This window comes from Mesorhizobium sp. P3_A2 (genome assembly GCF_056403115.1).
In genome coordinates this window covers 1-17,900 of sequence record NZ_JBFUGC010000011.1, presented here as the reverse complement: position 1 = coordinate 17,900, position 17,900 = coordinate 1, and the positions used below count along the sequence as shown (strand labels likewise).

The 17,900-nt window shown below is 62.6% G+C and carries 19 protein-coding genes and 1 pseudogene; 11 read left to right on the top strand and 9 right to left on the bottom strand.

Annotation, left to right across the window (positions count from 1 at the left end; all coding sequences use genetic code 11):
• Nucleotides 1-80: 80 nt before the first annotated feature.
• Nucleotides 81-959, bottom strand: a complete 879-nt coding sequence (locus AC1DXM_RS23625; RefSeq protein WP_477236688.1) for an AraC family transcriptional regulator — start codon at nucleotides 957-959, stop codon at nucleotides 81-83.
• A 179-nt stretch (nucleotides 960-1,138) separates the two neighbouring features.
• On the opposite strand from AC1DXM_RS23625, the gene AC1DXM_RS23620 reads away from it, so the two are divergent.
• Both AC1DXM_RS23620 and AC1DXM_RS23615 read left to right on the top strand, forming a co-directional pair.
• On the top strand, nucleotides 1,139-2,383 hold the full coding sequence (locus AC1DXM_RS23620; protein WP_477236686.1) for an MFS transporter: 1,245 nt from the start codon (nucleotides 1,139-1,141) through the stop codon (nucleotides 2,381-2,383).
• A 151-nt stretch (nucleotides 2,384-2,534) separates the two neighbouring features.
• Nucleotides 2,535-3,449, top strand: a complete 915-nt coding sequence (locus AC1DXM_RS23615) for an alpha/beta fold hydrolase (RefSeq protein ID WP_477236684.1) — start codon at nucleotides 2,535-2,537, stop codon at nucleotides 3,447-3,449.
• 76 nt (nucleotides 3,450-3,525) lie between these two features.
• On the opposite strand, the gene AC1DXM_RS23610 is transcribed toward AC1DXM_RS23615, so the two are convergent.
• Nucleotides 3,526-4,368, bottom strand: a complete 843-nt coding sequence (locus AC1DXM_RS23610; protein ID WP_477236682.1) for an alpha/beta fold hydrolase — start codon at nucleotides 4,366-4,368, stop codon at nucleotides 3,526-3,528.
• A 152-nt stretch (nucleotides 4,369-4,520) separates the two neighbouring features.
• Here AC1DXM_RS23610 and AC1DXM_RS23605 point away from each other — a divergent pair, with 152 nt between their 5' ends.
• Nucleotides 4,521-4,949, top strand: coding sequence for a MarR family winged helix-turn-helix transcriptional regulator (locus tag AC1DXM_RS23605; RefSeq protein WP_477236680.1), 429 nt, complete (start codon nucleotides 4,521-4,523; stop codon nucleotides 4,947-4,949).
• A 16-nt stretch (nucleotides 4,950-4,965) separates the two neighbouring features.
• Here AC1DXM_RS23605 and AC1DXM_RS23600 read toward each other — a convergent pair whose 3' ends face one another.
• The 7 genes from AC1DXM_RS23600 to AC1DXM_RS23570 all read right to left on the bottom strand — a co-directional run bounded on the left by AC1DXM_RS23600 (nucleotide 4,966) and on the right by AC1DXM_RS23570 (nucleotide 11,129).
• Entirely contained in the window at nucleotides 4,966-5,778 is an 813-nt protein-coding gene (locus AC1DXM_RS23600; RefSeq protein WP_203277176.1) for a 3-methyl-2-oxobutanoate hydroxymethyltransferase, read from the bottom strand.
• A 9-nt stretch (nucleotides 5,779-5,787) separates the two neighbouring features.
• A complete protein-coding gene (locus AC1DXM_RS23595; protein ID WP_477236678.1) occupies nucleotides 5,788-6,570 on the bottom strand; it encodes a TIM barrel protein in 783 nt (260 codons plus the stop codon).
• A 1-nt stretch (nucleotide 6,571) separates the two neighbouring features.
• Nucleotides 6,572-6,883, bottom strand: coding sequence for a MocE family 2Fe-2S type ferredoxin (locus tag AC1DXM_RS23590; protein ID WP_477236676.1), 312 nt, complete (start codon nucleotides 6,881-6,883; stop codon nucleotides 6,572-6,574).
• A 100-nt stretch (nucleotides 6,884-6,983) separates the two neighbouring features.
• Nucleotides 6,984-7,775 carry an ATP-binding cassette domain-containing protein gene (locus tag AC1DXM_RS23585; RefSeq protein ID WP_477236674.1) on the bottom strand — a complete coding sequence of 264 codons (792 nt, stop codon included), beginning with the start codon at nucleotides 7,773-7,775 and terminating at the stop codon, nucleotides 6,984-6,986.
• Entirely contained in the window at nucleotides 7,775-8,776 is a 1,002-nt protein-coding gene (locus AC1DXM_RS23580) for an ABC transporter permease (protein WP_477237044.1), read from the bottom strand. Before AC1DXM_RS23580 ends, AC1DXM_RS23585 begins: the two co-directional genes overlap by 1 nt.
• A gap of 254 nt (nucleotides 8,777-9,030) precedes the next feature.
• Nucleotides 9,031-10,011, bottom strand: a complete 981-nt coding sequence (locus tag AC1DXM_RS23575; protein ID WP_477236672.1) for a sugar ABC transporter substrate-binding protein — start codon at nucleotides 10,009-10,011, stop codon at nucleotides 9,031-9,033.
• A 98-nt stretch (nucleotides 10,012-10,109) separates the two neighbouring features.
• Nucleotides 10,110-11,129: a sterol desaturase family protein gene (locus AC1DXM_RS23570; protein WP_477236670.1), complete on the bottom strand. Its 1,020-nt coding sequence runs from the start codon at nucleotides 11,127-11,129 to the stop codon at nucleotides 10,110-10,112.
• A 283-nt stretch (nucleotides 11,130-11,412) separates the two neighbouring features.
• Here AC1DXM_RS23570 and AC1DXM_RS23565 point away from each other — a divergent pair, with 283 nt between their 5' ends.
• The 8 genes and pseudogenes from AC1DXM_RS23565 to AC1DXM_RS23530 all read left to right on the top strand — a co-directional run.
• On the top strand, nucleotides 11,413-12,450 hold the full coding sequence (locus AC1DXM_RS23565; RefSeq protein WP_477236668.1) for a LacI family DNA-binding transcriptional regulator: 1,038 nt from the start codon (nucleotides 11,413-11,415) through the stop codon (nucleotides 12,448-12,450).
• 355 nt (nucleotides 12,451-12,805) lie between these two features.
• A complete protein-coding gene (locus AC1DXM_RS23560; protein ID WP_352588437.1) occupies nucleotides 12,806-13,450 on the top strand; it encodes a 50S ribosomal protein L25/general stress protein Ctc in 645 nt (214 codons plus the stop codon).
• A 21-nt stretch (nucleotides 13,451-13,471) separates the two neighbouring features.
• Nucleotides 13,472-14,212 carry an aminoacyl-tRNA hydrolase gene (pth, locus tag AC1DXM_RS23555; protein ID WP_477236666.1) on the top strand — a complete coding sequence of 247 codons (741 nt, stop codon included), beginning with the start codon at nucleotides 13,472-13,474 and terminating at the stop codon, nucleotides 14,210-14,212.
• Between the two features lie 95 nt (nucleotides 14,213-14,307).
• Entirely contained in the window at nucleotides 14,308-15,411 is a 1,104-nt protein-coding gene (gene ychF / locus AC1DXM_RS23550; protein ID WP_477236664.1) for a redox-regulated ATPase YchF, read from the top strand.
• 212 nt (nucleotides 15,412-15,623) lie between these two features.
• Nucleotides 15,624-16,598, top strand: a complete 975-nt coding sequence (corA, locus tag AC1DXM_RS23545) for a magnesium/cobalt transporter CorA (protein WP_477236662.1) — start codon at nucleotides 15,624-15,626, stop codon at nucleotides 16,596-16,598.
• Between the two features lie 94 nt (nucleotides 16,599-16,692).
• On the top strand, nucleotides 16,693-17,154 hold the full coding sequence (locus AC1DXM_RS23540) for a MaoC family dehydratase (protein WP_477236660.1): 462 nt from the start codon (nucleotides 16,693-16,695) through the stop codon (nucleotides 17,152-17,154).
• On the top strand, nucleotides 17,151-17,615 hold the full coding sequence (locus AC1DXM_RS23535; RefSeq protein ID WP_477236658.1) for a MaoC family dehydratase: 465 nt from the start codon (nucleotides 17,151-17,153) through the stop codon (nucleotides 17,613-17,615). Before AC1DXM_RS23540 ends, AC1DXM_RS23535 begins: the two co-directional genes overlap by 4 nt.
• A gap of 86 nt (nucleotides 17,616-17,701) precedes the next feature.
• Nucleotides 17,702-17,900: pseudogene (locus AC1DXM_RS23530) on the top strand (IS5/IS1182 family transposase); the annotation flags it as partial.

The following is a 17,900-nucleotide window of genomic DNA, read 5'->3' as shown; positions in this document are numbered from 1 at the left end:
GTGAAGCGGTTTTCCGTCCGGAATTGCGTAAAACCAAAGAGATAGAGCGGGTCATCGTTTCCGTGAAACGGTGACCCGCTCTATGGTGCCGGAGCCTCAAGCCGAGGCGGGGCTCGCCGCATGGCTTCGCCATTGTCGCGCGCGCCGCGCATATAGCCGCGCGGCGAGGCGCCGAGCATGCGCTTGAACATGGTGATGAAGGCCGGCACGCTGTCATAGCCGAGGTCGAGCGCCACCCTGGTGATCGGCTCGCCGTCAGCGAGCCTGGGCAGTGCTGCAAACAAGCAAGCCTGCTGGCGCCATGTGGACAGTGACAGCCCGGTCTGGCGGTGGAAGGCGCGCGTGAACGAGCGTCGGCTCATCCCGGCGGCATCAGCCCACTCGTCGATCGTGGCATGGGGCGACGGTGCCGCAACAAAGCGCCGGCACAGTGCCGCCAGCCTTGGATCGGACGGGAACGGCAGCCCGAGCGGCCGTTCCGGCAAGATCGGGATTTCATGCAACAGCAGGTTCATGATCAGCCCGCCGCGTCCTTCCAGTTCGCCGCCTTGAGGCAGCTTTTCCGATTCGACGATCAGGCTGTGCATCAGTTCGGTGACGCCGACGACGCGCAAACCTTCCGGTAGGCCGGGGATCGCGCCCGGCATGACATAGACCGAGCGCATCGAGACATCGCCCAGCATTTCGACCGAATGCTCGGTACCGGCCGGTATCCACATTGCGTGGTCGGGCGGTACCATCCAGCGCCCGTACCGCGTCGTCACCAGTACGACACCGACCAGCGCATGCAGCAACTGACTGCGGCTGTGGCGGTGTTGCGGCACATGGTAGCCATCGGGATATTCGGTCGGCAAAGCCACCGCCGGCCCGGAAACCTCCTCGAGCCACTGCCAGCGGCTTTCGTGCAATCGGCCGAGATCGGCATTGCCGGCGCGGAAGATGTCCCTGCCATGTGGCATTGGCTATGGCCCACTTGCGAAACTATTGGACCAAACCACGAAAGAAGTCGCCTCGCAAGCAGCTTATAAGGCAACCGTCCCCCAAGGCGCTTCAGACGAGCGTCCTAAGGCGGTCCGCAGGAGCGGCCGCCAAGCCTGCCTGCGGGCAAACACCCGCCAAAAAGACCTCGGAGCCTGCCTTGACCGATACGACAGCCACCAGCATTGCGCCAACCCCGAGCGCCAGCCTCCCTTCAGTCCAGGCGACCGCCTTCACGGTCATCCTGGCAGTAAGCTTTTGCCACGGCATCAACGACATCATGCAGTCGCTGCTGCCAGCGATCTATCCGCTGCTGAAAGAGAATTACGGTCTCGATTTCTGGCAGATCGGCCTTTTGACCTTCACCTTCCAGGTCACCGCGTCGCTGCTGCAACCGGTCATCGGCATGATCACCGACAAGCGGCCGATGCCCTATTCCCTGCCCTACGGCATGGCGTCCTCGCTGATCGGCCTGATCGTGCTCGCCTATGCCGGCCACTACGCGCTGCTGCTGGTCGGCGCCTCGCTGATCGGCATCGGCTCGGCGATCTTCCATCCGGAATCCTCGCGCATCGCTCGCTTTGCTTCGGGCGGCCGCTTTGGCCTGGCGCAATCGCTGTTCCAGGTCGGCGGAAATTTCGGCCAATCGATGGGGCCGCTGCTCGCCGCCTTCATCGTCGTGCCCTTCGGCCAGACAAGCATCTCCTGGTTCGCAGTCGGTTCGCTGATCGGCATCATCGTTCTGTCGCGGGTCGGCGGCTGGTACAGCCGGATGCGCGCCGCGCAGGGCAGCCGCAAGGCGGCAAGCTTCGTCTCGCCCTTCCCGCGTAAAAAGGTCATGGGAGCGCTGGCGGTGCTGACGCTGCTGGTGCTGACCAAGAACGCCTACATCGCCTCGCTCTCCAGCTACTACACCTTCTATTCCATCCATAAGTTCGGTGTTTCGGTGCAGATGAGCCAGGTTATGTTGTTCCTGTTCCTCGGCGCCTCGGCGCTGGGCATCCTGCTCGGCGGCCCGTTCGGCGACCGCTATGGCCAGAAGGCGATGATCTGGTTCTCGATCGTCGGTGTGCTGCCCTTCACGCTGGCGCTGCCTTACGCCAATTTCGAATGGACGATGGTGCTGACGGTGCTGATCGGCCTGATCCTGTCCTCGGCCTTCTCCAACATCGTTGTGTTTGCACAGGAACTGGTGCCGGGGCGCGTCGGCACGATCGCCGGCATCTTCTTCGGCTTCGCCTTCGGTATGGGCGGTATCGCGGCTGCCGTGCTCGGCGTCGTTGCCGACATGAAGGGCATCGATTTCGTCTTCCAGGTCTGCTCGTATCTGCCGCTGCTCGGCCTGCTGACGGTGTTCCTGCCCAACATGAAGGAAGCCAGGAAGGCGCAGGCGACAGCCAGCTAAGACACCGATCTCCAGGACTCGACATAAGGGCGTGGCAGCTGCCACGCCCTTATTGATTCTTTCCCATGCGCCTGGTGAAAAGCCTGTTAGTGTTCGAAACGTGTGCGCGGGGCGACGCTGCCACAGATCCTCAACGTCTCTGGAGAATGATATGCGCAAGATCGTGTTGGCCGTGTTGGGCGTGCTTCTTGTTACCGTGCCGGCTATGGCACGCATCGTTCCTTTTCCGCCAGGTTTCAAGACGCAGTCCGTCGAAACCAACGGCACCAAACTCTATGTGCGCGTCGGCGGAAAGGGTCCCGCTGTCGTGCTGCTGCACGGCTTCGCCGATACCGGAGACATGTGGGGCGCTGCGGCGGTGGCGCTTGCGAAGGACCACACCGTCATCGTGCCGGACCTGCGCGGCATGGGTCTGTCTGCCCACCCGGAAGCCGGCTACACCAAGAAGAACCAGGCCGTCGACATCGCCGGGGTGATGGACGCGCTTAAGATCGACAAGGCAGATCTGGTCACCCACGACATCGGCAACATGGTCGGCTATGCGCTTGCCGCGCAATATCCCAAGCGCATCACCAAATGGGTCATCATCGATGCGCCGCTACCCGGCATCGGCGACTGGGAAAAGATAAAGCAAAGCCCGCTGCTTTGGCACTTCAACTTCCGCGGCCCGGATATGGAGCGGCTGGTCGCAGGGCGCGAGCGCATCTATCTCGATCGCTTCTACAACGAGCTGTCGGCCGACCCCAAGAAGATCGACGAGGCAACGCGCAAGCACTATGCCAAACTCTATGCCCGCCCGCATGCGATGCGTGACGCGTTCGAGCAGTTCAAGGCCTTTGACCAGGACGCGATCGACAACCAGGCGATGCTCGCCGCCGGTGGCAAACTGACCATGCCGGTGCTGGCTGTTGGCGGGGAAAAATCCGCCGGCACCTCGCAGGCCGATATCCTGCGGCTTGTTGCGACCGATGTCGCGGGCGGCATCGTGCCCGACTCCGGTCACTGGATCATGGAGGAAAACCCCGACGCCACCGTCAAGCTGATCACGGGTTTTCTCGCCAAATAGGCCCCGCGGACATTTCGATGAAAGCACAAGGCACCCGCCTGACGGCGGGTGCCTTGCCTATTCCAAGTCGACAGTATTAGGCCTTGATGAAGGCCAAGAGGTCGGCGTTGATGACGTCGGCGTGGGTGGTGGCCATGCCATGCGGGAAGCCCTTGTAGACCTTGAGCTCGCCCTTCTTGAGCAGCTTGACCGACAGCAGCGCCGAGTCCGCGATCGGAACGATCTGGTCGTCGTCGCCATGCATGACCAGCACCGGCACGTCGATGGCCTTCAGATCGTCGGTGAAGTCGGTTTCCGAGAACGCCTTGATGCAATCATAATGCGCCTTGGTGCCGCCCATCATGCCCTGGCGCCACCAATTTTCGACCACAGCCTGCGAGACTTGGGCGCCGGGACGGTTGAAGCCGTAGAACGGGCCGGCCGCAACATCGTGGAAGAACTGGGCGCGGTTGGCGGCCTGTGCGGAGCGGAAACCGTCGAAGACCTCGATCGGCAGGCCGCCGGGATTGGCCGGCGTCTTCAGCATGATCGGCGGCACAGCGCCAATCAGGACAGCCTTGGCGACACGGCCGCCCGAGCCGTACTTCGCGACATAGCGCGCCACTTCGCCGCCACCGGTGGAATGGCCGACATGGATGGCGCTCTTGAGGTCGAGATGCGCCACAAGTTCGGCGACATCGGCGGCATAAGTGTCCATCTCGTTGCCCGTATCAGTCTGCGTCGAGCGGCCATGGCCGCGCCGGTCATGGGCAATGACGCGGTACCCCTTCGACAGGAAGAACAGCATCTGGGCGTCCCAGTCGTCGCTGCTCAGCGGCCAGCCGTGATGGAAAACGATGGGCTGGCCGATCCCCCAATCCTTGTAGAAAATCTCGGTACCGTCCTTGGTGGTGATCGTGCTGCTGCCGGGTTTGGTCATCTCAATCTCCGTTTATTACGTCTCGCGATAATCAATATCGCGATAACAATACGACTAGCGCAGATCGAAACCCTTGTCTACGGAAAATATGTATCGCGATATCATTTTTCGTGGTACATATCGAAAACGCTCAGTCGGCAAAGGAATATATCGTGCCTCTCCCGTTGGACAATCAGCTCTGTTTCACGCTTTACGCCACCAGCATGGCGATCAACCGCACCTACAAGCCGATGCTGGACGAAATGGGCATCACCTATCCACAATACCTCGTGCTCAACGCGCTTGCCGAGGCCGACGGCATGTCGGTCGGCTCGATTGCGCACAGGCTTGCGTTGGAATCGAGCACGATCACGCCGCTGGTCAAGCGCATGGAGCAGGCAGGTCTCGTCACCCGCCAGCGTAGCCACACCGATGAGCGCCAGGTGCAGGTCGACCTGACCCCGGCCGGCCGCACCCTGCTCGTCCAGTGCAATTGCCTCAACGAGACCCTGATCGAGCGCTCGGGCATGACGCTGGCAGAGCTGGATGCCCTGAACCGGCAAATTCAGGCCCTGCGCGACACGTTGAGCGGCGACCGCTAGGCCGGCCTGAAAATCGCTACAGCCCCAGAGCTGCCTTGAAAGTGGACAGCTCCGTATCGGTGATAGGGACCACGTGCTGCTGTTCGGGATAGGCGCCCGTCTGCACGTCGGAGATGAACTCGCGATAGGCGGCGACACGCTCGCGCTGCAGCCGTTCATACTCGGCGGCGAAGTTGCGGTAGGTCTTGGCGTGGCGCGGTCTGTGGCCGGTGGTGTGGCCGAGCACGTCCTCGCTGAAAAGATACTGCGCGTCGGCATGTGGCCCGGCGCCCATGCCAAGCATGATCATCGGCGTATTCCTGGTGATCAGCTCGCCAATCCGGTCGGGCACCACCTCCAGCTCCGCGCCAAAGCAGCCAATGACCTCCAGGCGCTTGACATGATCCCACACCGCACGCGCGCTCTCAGCGGTCCTGCCGACGGCCTTGAAGCCGCCAGTCCAGGTGCATTGCGACGGGATCAGACCGACATGGGCGACAACCGGTACAGCGTTGTCGCAGAGCGCCTTCTGGATATCGAGCGAGGCGGCACAGTAGAAGCAGTCGCCACCGATGCGCATGAAGTGGTAGGCGGTTTTGAGATAATCCTCTGCGGTGACCAGATCGCCGGCGGGGCCGTAGGGCAGCCCGACCTGCACGAAACAGCGGCCGGCCGCCTCGCGCATCGCTGGTGAGAAGAAGCGGCCCTCGATCGACAGTATGTCGACGCCGGCCGCATCCGCTGCCGCCGCCTCTTCGAGCGTCGTGACGTAAAGCATGGTGATTTTTTGTCCGCGGCTCTTCATGGCGCGGATGTCGGCGACGGTGGGGCGACTACTCTTGGTGACCATTCTCGTTCCTCAGAGGGTGAAAGCTTCGCGGAAGGCCTGCAAGGCTGCCTTGGGATCACCGGAGGCAAACGCCTCCATGCCCACGGGTCCGCGATAGCCCATGTCCTTCAGCGCACGGGCGATGCCGCGGTAGTTGATCTCGCCGGTGCCGGGCTCCATGCGTCCCGGGACATCGGCGACCTGGACCTCGCCGATCCATGGCAGGCAGGCGCGGCAGAGTTCGATCAAATTCCCTTCGCCGATCTGCGCATGGTAGAGGTCGAGATTGAGGCGCAATCCCGGCCGGTTCACGCTCGACACCAGCGTCAGCGTGTCTTCCGCGCGCCCAAACGGCACGCCGGGATGGTCGACCGGAAGGTTCAAATTCTCCAGCGTGAAGGTCACGCCCTCGGCCTCGGCGAGGTCTGCAACGCGGTTCAGCGTGTCGCGCGCCTTGAGCCACATCGCGCCGGTGACGGCCTCGCAAGGTGTGACCGGCAGGCCGCCCTCGCCCAGTCCCGTGCCGTGCAGATTGAGCCGTGCGACGCCGAGGCGCTTGCCGACCGCCGCCGTCTCCTTTGCCGTCTTCAACAGTTCGGCGGCGCCCTCGTCATCGGCCAGCCGGCCGCGCAGATAGCCGTTCATGATCGAGAAGGTGGCGCCGGATTTCTCCAGCATTGCGAGGTCGTGCTCGGGCCAGTTCCACAGGCCGACCTGGAAGCCCATTTCGGTGAGGCGCTTGACGCGGAATTCCATCGGCCGGTCGCGCCAAAGCATTTCGGCGCAAGCCGCAAGCGTAAAACTGTCGGACATGTCAGACCTCGATGTACACGCGGCCGTCCTCGACCTTCGTGTTGTAGGTTTTAAGATTCACGCAGACCGGCGCGCGCAGCGCTTCGCCGGTCCGGTAATCGAACACGCCGTTGTGCTTCGGGCACTCGATCCTGTATTCCATAACCAGCCCGTCGCAGAGATGCACCTTCTCATGCGTGCACAGCCCGTCGGTGCAGAAGAATGCATCGTCCGGACTACGGAAGATGGCGAAGGTCCGGCCTTCGTGATCGAAGCGGATGACATCCTCTTCCTCGATATCGTCCGTCGCACACGCATCAATCCACTTTGCCATTGCCGGTTCCTGCAAGCTTGTCTCTGGTTGGTTGAAAAGGCGGCCGGCGGAATTCCGCCGGCCGCACAGGAAGATGCCCGGGAGGAGGAGATGGGCGTCTTCACTGTGTTGCGCTGAAGCTCCCGATCTCGGCTTCAAGCTCTGCCATCTGCTCGCCGCCGGCCATCAGATCGGTGATCGCTTCGCGGCTTTTCTCGCCCTTGCGGAAATCGGCGGCCTTGGAGCCCCTGATCAGCACGGCGAAGTGGTCGCCGACAGTCAACGCATGGACGACATTGTGGGTGATGAAGATGACCGCGATGCCCTTGCGGCGTGCCTGCAGCACGATGCGCAGCACATGCGCCGCCTCCTTGACGCCAAGGGCCGCGGTCGGCTCGTCGAGGATCAGCACGCTGGCGCCGAAATGCACGGCGCGCGCGATGGCCAGCGCCTGGCGTTCACCCCCGGACAGCCCACCGACCAGGCGGTCGCCGTCGTCGATGCGGGTAATGCCAAGCTGCCGCATCTCGGTGACGGCGATCTCGTTGGCCCGCTTGCGGTCATAGATGGTGAGCGGCCCCCAGCGCCGTGTCGGCTCGGCGCCGACGAAGAAGGAGCGGCCGATGCTCATCAGCGCGAACGTCCCGCCAAACTGGTGGACGGTGGCGATGCCATGATCGCTGGCATCGCGCGGGCTGGCGAATTCGACCGCCTTGCCGTCCATTTCCATTGTCCCCGATGTCGGCTTGTGGACGCCGGAGAGGATCTTGATCAGCGTGGATTTGCCGGCGCCATTGTCGCCGAGCAGGCACAGCACCTCGCCTGCGTTAACCTCCAGCGAAATGTCGTGGAGGACGTCGATCGGACCGAACGACTTGTTGATTGCGGTCAACCTGAGCAGGGGCGTGGTCATTAGCGGACCCTCTGTCTGGTGCGCGGCGCGTAGGTCAATGCCATGGTGCGGAAGGTGTTGTTCATCAGCACGGCGGCGAGCAGCAGGACACCGATGATCAGGCTTGCCCAGTTGGCGTCGAAACCGGTGTAGAAAATGCCCTGGTTGACGATTGAGAAGGTCAGCGTGCCGAGCACGATGCCGACCACCGAACCGTAGCCGCCGGTCAGCAGCACGCCGCCAATGACCACCGCGATGATTGAGTTGAAGATGAAAGACTGCCCCGCCGCCACCTGGGCGCTGTTGTAGAGGATCGCCTGCGACATGCCGACGAAGGCTGCGCACAGGCCGCTGCTCATGAACAGCGCGATGGTCACACGGTCCGTCGGGATGCCGGCATTGCGGGCGCTGACGGCATCGCCGCCCATGGCCAGGATCCAGTTACCGAAGCGTGAGAAATTCAGGATGAACCCGACGATCAGGATGACGGCGATCCACCAGAACAGGGTCACCTGGAACTTGCCGCCGAGATAGTCGCCGAACAACAGCTTGGCGGTCGGCCCGCTCTTCAGCGCCACACTCGTGCTGCCGGACAGGATGACTGAGAGGCCAAGCGTCAGGCCGGCCAGCGCGAACAGCGTTGCCAGCGTAACGACGAAGGACGGCACCTTGGTGCGGATCACCAGGACGCCGTTGATGAAGCCGACAGCCAGCCCGAGGCCGAGCGCCGCGAGGATGCCGACGATGATCGGCAACCCGTAGTGGCCCGAGAGGATGGCAATGGTCATTGAGCTGGCCGGGATCATCGACCCGATGGAGAGATCGAGGTATCCGGCAATCATCAGCAGCCCCACCGGGAGGGCGATGATGCCGAGTTCCGAAGCGACGTTGAGCCAGCTGGCGGACCCGCCGGCCGACAGGAAATTGGAGCCGCCGAAGATCGAGAAGAAGACCAGCACTGCGATCATGCCGATCAGCGAGCCGACTTCGGGCCGGCGCACGAGGCTGCCGATCGAGGGCATCGAAGAGTGCGGGGGCGCTGTCGCTGCCATTGCGGGTTGGTGATGGGCTTGGGATGTCATCGACGCGGTCCCTGGCGTTGTGGCTTGAAATATGGCTCCCCCTTCTCCCCTTGTGGGAGAAGGTGTCGCCGCAGGCGACGGATGAGGGGTGTTCCAGCTTGGCAAGGACGGCGATCCGTCACGCGCCCCTCAACCGTCTCGGCGCTGCGCGCCGATCCACCTTCTCCCACAAGGGGAGAAGGCAAGGCGGAGCGTTACCGGGCGCCGGCCGCCGCGCCACCCATCGTCGCGGCGACATTGGCTGCGTCGACGATCCCCGGCCCTGTCAGCACCGGTTTCGTCGGCAGGTCCAGTCCATAATTGACGAAGCCGTTCAGCAGCGACACAGCGAGATAGCCTTGCAAATAGGGCTGCTGGTCGACAGCGAACAATTGTGTGCCGTCCTTGATGCGCTGCAGACCGGTTTCATCCATGTCGAACGACGCAAGCTTGACCTTGTCGCCGACACTGGCCTGGCTGATGGCGTTGGCCGCGCTGTTGGCGTCGCCGGCGCTGATGGTGATGACACCGTCGAGCGTATTGTCTTTCAACACGGCGGCCTTGATCGCTTCGGCGACCGCGGTCGGGTTGCCGAAGCTGGATGAAGGCAGCGGCAGCTGGCTCGATTTGCCGCCGCTCTTGCCGATAGCGTCGGCGATGCCCTTGCAGCGGTCTTCGGTGTTGGTGGAGCCCGGCAAGGTGTTGACGCACAGCACGTTCTTGGTGCCGTGGTTGCCGAAATAGGCGCCACCGCCCAGACCGGCCGTGTATTCTTCATTGCCGACATAGTTCATGGCGCCGAGCCGCTTGGCTGCATCCATGCCACCGGAATTGTAGATGATGAGCGGCACGCCCGCGGCGACGACTTCCTTGAAGGCGTCATCCATGGCCTCGGGCACCCAGTCGGGACCGACGATCGCACTCGGCTTCTGGCTGAGCGCGGTGCGGATAAGCTTGGCCGCGTCCGGGCCGAGATTGTCGTAATTCTGCGGACCGAGCCAGGTGACCGAGCCGCCGGTCAGTTCGGCAACCTTGCCGGCGTCGTCGGCGCCCTTCTTGACCTTCGACCAGAACGGGTCGTCCGCCTTGCCGCCGATGACGAAGATCTTCGCCCCGTCGGCCATCGCCGCTGTGGCTGATGTCGCCAGCACGGCAGCCGTCATCATCGCCGTCAAGAGTTTCATTGTACGCTTCATGTCGTCTCCTCCCAGTTGCCGTCGTTCGACGGGTTTAGAAAAACAGTGAATTAGTCTGCCGGCGCGCACCCTCTCCCGTTGCGCGTGGCATCACGTGATCAATGGTTCGCCGCGGTCTTGGCGTTCATGCGTTCCTTCTTTTTCTGGAAGCGGGCGTCCATCATGGCGTCGCCCTCCCTGGTGCCGTCGTGCCAGGTGCCAAACCAGCGATCGAGCGGGATCAGCCCGTCGCCGCCGTAGTTCACCTCGAAATATTTGTGATGCAGGTAGTGCGCGTAGGCATGGCTATCGACGGCCGTGTCCTCGCTCACTTCGAGCTTGTCGAAGCCGAGATGACCGTTGACGGCGCCGAAGCCGGCAACATGCAGCTGGAACAGCGCGACGATCGGATTGGATGGGATGACGAGGTGCCAGAAGGCGACCGCGTGATAGAGGAAGCCTTCCACCGGATGCATGGACAGCGACGACCACGGCGAGGGGTTGATCGAATTGTGATGGACCGAATGGATCCACCGATACAGCGGTCCCCAGTGGATCAGGCGGTGGATGAAGAAGAAGTGCACCTCGTGGATGGCCGGCGCAATCAGCGCCAGTGCGGCGAGGTAGACTGGATGATCCGACCAGCTGACCCACGGTGCGTAGCCATTGGCAAAGCACCACAGGAAAATGACTTCGACCACGGTCCACAACGGGATGGTGATGAAGAACGAGCGCAGGAAGTTGTCGAGGTTCTGGCTCTGGAACCAGAACACATCCGATGGCGCATCGCCTGGAAATTTGTGGTTGTATTTGAACCGCGTCGCCTGGGCGCGCTTGATGTAATAGCGCAACTCGAAGATGCCGTAGAAGATCAGGATCGCCACGGCGTTGACGGCATAGAGCCACAGGGCCCAGCCCCAACTGATCGTCTTCATCGTCTCGACGCCCGGAACGACATAGAACCAGTAGATCAGCGCCGTGGCCATATGGAACGCATTCCACGGCCAGATATGGCCGGGCAGCCATGCCAGGATTTTCGGCAGCCTAGGTGGCCAGTTCCACAACGGCGCGCCCTCGATGCGCCCGTTCGGCTTCCAGTCGCCGCGCTTGTCGCGCGCGCCGTATTTGAGATCGTCCATGCCAATCCTCCACCCGCAATGCCGCACCCGCAACGCCTGACATGGCCGCACGCGCACGCTGCCTGACACCGCCGGGGGCGGTGGGCGACAACCCATCTGCGCTGTGGTGCTGCTATCCCTGGGCTGGCGGTGCGTCCGCCTTGCTTGCTTTCCCGAAGATAAACATCTTGATCCAAAATGAATCAAGAATAGAATGTTCATTCCAATTTTATTGTGTCATTCATATCAATCGTATGCGGCAAATGACATCTTCGTATCAATTGCTACAGACGGATGAGACGAAATGGATCAGAATAAGCGGCCGACGATCAGGGATGTCGCCGCCGAGGCCAATGTCTCGGTGGCCACTGTCAACCGCGTGCTGAGCGGCGCCGGCGCCGTCCGCCAGGGTACGCGCGAACGCGTCAGGCTGGCGGCCGAGCAGATCGGCTTCTACGGCACGGGCGCGCTGCGCAGCCGCATAGCGGCCGCGCAGCCGCGCTACCGCTTCGGCTTTCTGCTGCACCAACCCGGTCGCGCCTTCTATCGCAACATCGCCGAGGCGCTGCGCGCGGTGGCGCCGACCATGCCTGACTGCGAGATAGAGCTGCGCACCGAGTTTCTTGACGATCTGTCACCGCAGAACGTCGCCGCCCGGATGCTGGCCTTGGGCGCCGAATGCGATGCCGTCGGCGTTGTCGCCGCGGTCCATCCTCTCGTCACCCAGGCGGTCGATGCGCTGCATGCCCGCAACGTCCCGGTCTTCGCGCTGATTTCGCAGATCTCGGCCACTGGCCATGTCAACTATATCGGCCTCGACAACTGGAAGGTCGGGCGCACCGCAGCCTGGGTGTTCGAGCATGTCTGCCCGGCGCCCGGCAAACTCGGCATCCTCGTCGGCAACCATCGCTATCGCTGCCAGGAGATGAACGAAAGCGGTTTCCGCTCCTATTTCCGCGAGCACGCGCCTGATTTCACGCTGCTGGAGCCGCTGCTGACCTTCGAATCCAGCGCGATCGCGCAGGAGATGACCGAAAAGCTGCTCAACGAAAATCCGGATCTGTCCGGCCTTTATGTCGCCGGCGGTGGCATCACCGGGGCTATCGCTGCGCTCCGCTCCACCGGCCGCGCCGGCAGTATCGTCGTCGTAGGCTACGAACTGATGGACTCGACCCGCCCGGCGCTGCTCGACGGCACGCTGACCTTCGTCATCTCGCACCCGCTCGCCCGCATCGCGCAGGAAGCACTGGCCGGCATGGTCCGCGCCGTCTCGGCGCCGAACGAAAGCGGCAACGTCACCACCATCCTGCCTTTCGAGATCTACACCCGAGAGAACATCTAGGCGGTGGATATCTGCGGCGAACTCGCAACGTCGTTGGAATGGCCTACCTGGTGCTAACAGCAGCTTTGGACTTGGAATTGTCCGATAGCGGTGCAAAGCACAAAATTCAAAGTGCAATACCGACCATTGCCACCGACTTGCACCCTTTCCCGCCTTCCGCTATAGAGCCGCCACCCGCGTAGACACCCTTGGAGGCAACGCGGCGGAAGGCTGCCTTCCCCTTGGTGATCCCGAACAAAGCTCCGTGTCAAAGCGGCCGCGTTCTCTGGGACATCCAGGACTGGCGGCTTTCGACGTTTACGGTCCAGGCGCACTGCCCACCGCAAACGCTCCATAACACGCGAAAGGAAATGCCATGAGCCACGATACTTACGAGCTCAAGGCCGAAGCGCGCGAACAGGTCGGTAAGGGGTCCGCCCGTGCAGTTCGCCGTAACGGTAAAGTGCCTGCAGTTATTTATGGCGACAAGCAGCCTCCCCTGGCTATTGCGCTGAACTACAAGGACGTCTTCTACAAAATCCATGGCGGCGGGTTTTTGACCACGATCGCCACGATCGATGTCGACGGCAAGAAAATCCAGGTTCTGCCCAAGGATTTCCAGCTCGATCCGGTCAAGGATTTCCCGGTCCATGTCGACTTCCTGCGCATCGGCAAGGACACCGAGGTCAATGTCGACGTGCCTGTCCACTTCATCAATGAAGACAAGTCGCCCGGCATCAAGCGCGGCGGCGTGCTCAACATCGTGCGTCACGAGGTCGAGTTCCACTGCCCGGCCAATGCGATCCCGGAATTCATCACCGTCGATCTCACCGGCGCCGACATTGGCGATTCGATCCACATCTCGGCGGTGACCCTGCCGGCCGGCGTCAAGCCGGTGATCTCCGACCGCGACTTCACCATCGCGACCATTGCCGGCTCCTCGGCGATGAAGCCGGAGGCGGAAGAGACGGCGGAAGCGGCAGCCCCCGAAGCGGCGGCTCCTGCTGCCGAAGAGAAGTAATTTTCGGGCCCGGAGCGCACGATGCTTGTCTTTGCAGGCCTCGGCAATCCGGGTGCGAAATACGCTGATAACCGGCACAATGTCGGCTTCATGGCGGCGGACGCTATCGCCCGCCGCCATTCCTTTTCGCCCTGGTCGAAGAAATTCCAGGGCCTGATCGCCGAAGGCACGATTGCCGGCGAAAAAATTCTGCTGATCAAGCCGCAGACCTTCATGAACCTGTCGGGACAGGCGGTTGGCGAAGCCTTGCGCTTCTACAAGGTCGGCCCCGAGGCGCTGACTGTCTTTTATGACGAAATCGACCTGCCGGCCGGCAAATTGCGGGTCAAGGTCGGCGGCGGCGCCGGCGGCCACAACGGTATCCGCTCGCTCGACCAGCATGTCGGTAAGAATTTTCGCCGCGTGCGCATCGGCGTCGGCCACCCCGGCGTCAGGGAAATGGTGCATGGCCACGTGCTCGGCGATTTTGCCAAGGCCGACCGCGAATGGCTGAACGTGCTGCTCGATACCATCGCCGATGATGCCGGGCTGCTGGCCAAGGGCGACGACAATTCGTTCATGAACCGCATCACGCTGGCTCTGCGCGACAAGCTAACGCCGACCGGCGACGACGACCGCCCACCGCCCAAGACGCCGAAGGCGCAAGGCCCGAAAGCCCAGAGCCACATCCGCCAGGCACGGCCGCAGCAGGCGCCGGCCAAGCTGCCGGAAGCCGGACCGATGGCGGCGATGCTGAAGAGACTGTTCGGCAAGAAAGACTGAGCCTCGATAGGATCGGGACCGCAGGGCTTGACGTTCCTCACCCCTATCGCCCATAGCCCTCATCAAATTTCTATTTTCCCGATAGGACCGGACACATGGGTTTCAAATGCGGCATCGTTGGCTTGCCCAACGTCGGCAAGTCGACGCTTTTCAACGCGTTGACCAGGACGGCGGCGGCGCAGGCCGCCAACTATCCGTTCTGCACCATCGAACCGAACACCGGCGAGGTCGCGGTCCCGGATCCGCGCTTGCAGAAGATCGCGGCAGTCGCCAAGTCGAAGGAGATCATCCCGACCCGCATCTCCTTCGTCGACATTGCCGGCCTGGTGCGCGGCGCCTCCAAGGGCGAAGGCCTTGGCAACCAGTTCCTCGCCAACATCCGCGAGGTCGATGCCATCGTGCATGTGCTGCGCTGCTTCGAGGATGACGACATCACCCATGTCGAGGGCCGCATCGATCCGGTCGCCGACGCCGAGACGGTCGAAACCGAGCTGATGCTTGCCGACCTCGACAGCCTCGAGCGCCGCATCGTGCAGATCCGCAAGCGCGCCGGCAGCAAGGACAAGGAAGCCACCACCGTGCTGCCTATGATGGAGGCGGCACTTGAGCTGCTGCAGGCCGGCAAGCCGACCCGCATCCTGCTCAAGGGCATTTCAGCGGAGGATCTGCGCATCCTGCAGGGGCTGAACCTCTTGACCTCGCATCCCGTGCTCTATGTCTGCAACGTCGCAGAGGCCGATGCCGCCACCGGCAACGAGCACAGCCAGGCCGTGGAAAAGATGGCCGCCGCGCAGGGCGCCGGCACCGTGGTGATCTCGGCTGCGATCGAGGCCGAAGTCGCGCAGCTCTCGGACGAAGAGGAGATGGAATTCCTTTCCTCGCTCGGGCTCGACGAACCGGGCCTCAACAAGGTCATCCGCGCCGGCTACGATCTGTTGCATCTGATCACCTATTTCACCGCCGGGCCGAAAGAGACGCGCGCCTGGACCATCCACAAGGGCGACAAGGCCCCGCAGGCCGCCGGCGTCATCCACACCGACTTCGAGCGCGGCTTCATCCGCGCCCAGACCATCGCCTATAACGACTACATCACGCTGGGCGGCGAAGTGGCGGCCAAGGAAGCCGGCAAGGCGCGCGACGAAGGCAAGGAGTATGTCGTCCAGGACGGCGACGTGCTGCTGTTCAAGTTCAACACTTGAGGCGCCGAGGCATATCGCGGCTGGCTCGCTAACCGCGGCCGATCACAGCTGCGTCAAGTGGAAGAGCCCGCATGCTGCTTCGCTTGACTGCCCTTGGCCCCGGGTCTAAGGCCGTCTGCATGCGACCTGCCGTCTCCGTGGGAAACGGCTGCGCGCGCAGGACCCATCGCTATCGAACGAAACCTCTTGGGTTCAACCAACGGAGACCGGCGATGATCAAGGCCTTCGTCGTCGACAATGACCGCCTGCGCGTTACTGACGATCTCCTGACGGATGGCGCCCAAGTCGTCTGGGCCGACCTTCTGAATCCGACCAAGGAAGAAGAAACGACGATCGAGACCTGGCTCGGCGTCGCCATTCCGACCCGTGAGGAGATGGAAGAGATCGAGATTTCGAGCCGCCTCTATATCGAGGACGGTGCCTATTTCATGACCGCAACTTTGCCGGCGCAGACCGAGATCGACGATCCGCTGATGTCGCCGGTCACTTTCGTGCTTGCCGGACCGAGACTGGTCACCATCCGGTATCATGAGCCGAAGGCGTTCAAGACCTTTCCGCTGCGCGCCGAGAAAGTGGCGACAGGCTGCACCACCGGCAACACCATCCTGATCGGCCTGCTGGAGGCGATCGTCGACCGGCTCGCCGACATTCTCGAGCGCGCCGGCCGCGACATCGAGACGATTTCGCGCGATATCTTCGAAGCACGCTCGACCAAGGTGAACAAGCGCAACCGCGATTTCCAGGAACTGCTCAAGGCCATCGGCCGCAAGGAGGATATCGCTTCCTCGATCCGCGACAGCCTGATCTCGCTGCAGCGCCTCACCGGCTTCCTCGCCCATGTCGCCACCCAGACCAAGATGAGCAAGGACATCCGCGCTCGTATCAAGACCGTGTCGCGCGACGTGCTGTCGCTCGCCGACCATGCCACCTTCCTGTCGCAGAAGATCTCGTTCCTGCTCGACGCGACGCTGGGCATGATCTCGATCGAGCAGAACGCCATCATCAAGATCTTCTCGGTCGCCGCCGTCATCTTCCTGCCGCCGACGCTGGTGGCTTCGATCTACGGCATGAATTTCGACGTCATCCCGGAGCTGAAATGGGAGCTCGGCTACCCCTTCGCCATCGGCCTGATGATCCTGTCGGCGATCCTGCCCTTCTGGTATTTCCGTCGCCGCGGCTGGCTCTGACCGGGCCTGGATCAGTGAAAATTGCTTGACCAAGCGCCGCCCGGACGGCATCCGGATGCCCGGTGATCGTACAACCTTGAACCGGATTAGGATCATGACGGCAAAGAGCTGGGCCTACGAGGATTTCACCCAGGGCGCCTCGATCAACCTCGGCGCCAAGCAGGTGAGTGCGGCCGAAATCGTCGAATTCGCCACCGAGTTCGACCCTCAGCCAATGCATCTCGACGAGGCGGCCGGCAAGGCCAGTATCCTTGGTGGGCTGGCCGCCTCCGGCTGGCACACCTGCGCGATCTTCATGCGCATGCTGTGCGACGCCTTCCTGCTCGACTCAACCGCGCAAGGTGCGCCGGGCATCGACCAGGTCAGATGGAAGAAGCCGGTGCTGGCCGGCGACACGCTTTCGGGCAGGACTGGTGTGGTCGCCAGGCGCCTTTCGAAGTCACGACCCCAACTCGGTCTGGTCACCTTTCGCAGCGAAATGGTCAACCAGCGTGGCGAGAGCGTCTTCGAACTCGAAAACACCGTCATGTTCCTGACCCGCGAGGCCGGCGCATGAGCCTCGACGCGTTCTTCCGCATCGGCGAGACCATCGATCTCGGCTCGCACACATTCGAGGCCGAGGCGATCAAGGCATTCGCCCGCAAATACGATCCACAGCTCTTTCATGTCGACGAAGAGGCAGCAAAGAAAAGCGTTTTCGGCGGCCTCTGCGCTTCAGGCTGGCACACCGCCGCCACCTGGATGAAACTCAATCTCGAAAGCAGGCTGGACGCGACGCGATGGAGCGGTCCCGGCCCGGTGCCCGAATTCGGCCCCTCGCCCGGCTTCAGGAACCTGAAATGGCCAAAGCCGGTCTATGCCGGAGAAACCGTCACCTTCATGCGCACCGCACTGTCCCACCGCCCGCTCGCCACCCGCCGCGGCTGGCGGCTGCTCGCGCTGCGCTCGGAAGGTTTCGATTCGACCGGCGACAAGGTGATCGAGTTTGATAGCGCCGTGCTGGTGAAGGTGGAGTAGCAGCGCGCCTCTTACCTTCTCCCCCTGTGGGACTGTTGCAAAATTGGATGGATGTGATTCCCTGTTTTTGAAACGGGGATTTTGCGATGACGACAAAGCCGAGCGGTCAGTTCAGTTTTGTGGAGGCTCTGCTGCCACAGGGTCTTGGTCGGAGCGGTCGGCTGGACCGGCTGTCGTCGCTGGTGAAGTGGTATCGCTTCGAGAAGATCCTGGCGCGGCTGCGCTCGCCGGCTGGGCCAGGGCGGCCTGCGTACAATTCGCTGGTGATGTTCAGGGTGTTCAGGG

What these genes read in the sequence shown, in the direction of transcription:
- AC1DXM_RS23615 (WP_477236684.1), top strand. Translation starts at nt 2,535, where the DNA reads ATGCGCAAGATCGTGTTGGCCGTGTTGGGCGTGCTTCTTGTTACCGTG.
- AC1DXM_RS23535 (WP_477236658.1), top strand. Translation starts at nt 17,151, where the DNA reads ATGAGCCTCGACGCGTTCTTCCGCATCGGCGAGACCATCGATCTCGGC.
- corA (WP_477236662.1), top strand. Translation starts at nt 15,624, where the DNA reads ATGATCAAGGCCTTCGTCGTCGACAATGACCGCCTGCGCGTTACTGAC.
- AC1DXM_RS23595 (WP_477236678.1), bottom strand. Translation starts at nt 6,570, where the DNA reads ATGTCCGACAGTTTTACGCTTGCGGCTTGCGCCGAAATGCTTTGGCGC.
- AC1DXM_RS23560 (WP_352588437.1), top strand. Translation starts at nt 12,806, where the DNA reads ATGAGCCACGATACTTACGAGCTCAAGGCCGAAGCGCGCGAACAGGTC.
- AC1DXM_RS23565 (WP_477236668.1), top strand. Translation starts at nt 11,413, where the DNA reads ATGGATCAGAATAAGCGGCCGACGATCAGGGATGTCGCCGCCGAGGCC.
- AC1DXM_RS23600 (WP_203277176.1), bottom strand. Translation starts at nt 5,778, where the DNA reads ATGGTCACCAAGAGTAGTCGCCCCACCGTCGCCGACATCCGCGCCATG.
- pth (WP_477236666.1), top strand. Translation starts at nt 13,472, where the DNA reads ATGCTTGTCTTTGCAGGCCTCGGCAATCCGGGTGCGAAATACGCTGAT.
- AC1DXM_RS23540 (WP_477236660.1), top strand. Translation starts at nt 16,693, where the DNA reads ATGACGGCAAAGAGCTGGGCCTACGAGGATTTCACCCAGGGCGCCTCG.
- ychF (WP_477236664.1), top strand. Translation starts at nt 14,308, where the DNA reads ATGGGTTTCAAATGCGGCATCGTTGGCTTGCCCAACGTCGGCAAGTCG.
- AC1DXM_RS23580 (WP_477237044.1), bottom strand. Translation starts at nt 8,776, where the DNA reads ATGCCCTCGATCGGCAGCCTCGTGCGCCGGCCCGAAGTCGGCTCGCTG.
- AC1DXM_RS23610 (WP_477236682.1), bottom strand. Translation starts at nt 4,368, where the DNA reads ATGACCAAACCCGGCAGCAGCACGATCACCACCAAGGACGGTACCGAG.
- AC1DXM_RS23625 (WP_477236688.1), bottom strand. Translation starts at nt 959, where the DNA reads ATGCCACATGGCAGGGACATCTTCCGCGCCGGCAATGCCGATCTCGGC.
- AC1DXM_RS23570 (WP_477236670.1), bottom strand. Translation starts at nt 11,129, where the DNA reads ATGGACGATCTCAAATACGGCGCGCGCGACAAGCGCGGCGACTGGAAG.
- AC1DXM_RS23590 (WP_477236676.1), bottom strand. Translation starts at nt 6,883, where the DNA reads ATGGCAAAGTGGATTGATGCGTGTGCGACGGACGATATCGAGGAAGAG.
- AC1DXM_RS23585 (WP_477236674.1), bottom strand. Translation starts at nt 7,775, where the DNA reads ATGACCACGCCCCTGCTCAGGTTGACCGCAATCAACAAGTCGTTCGGT.
- AC1DXM_RS23575 (WP_477236672.1), bottom strand. Translation starts at nt 10,011, where the DNA reads ATGAAGCGTACAATGAAACTCTTGACGGCGATGATGACGGCTGCCGTG.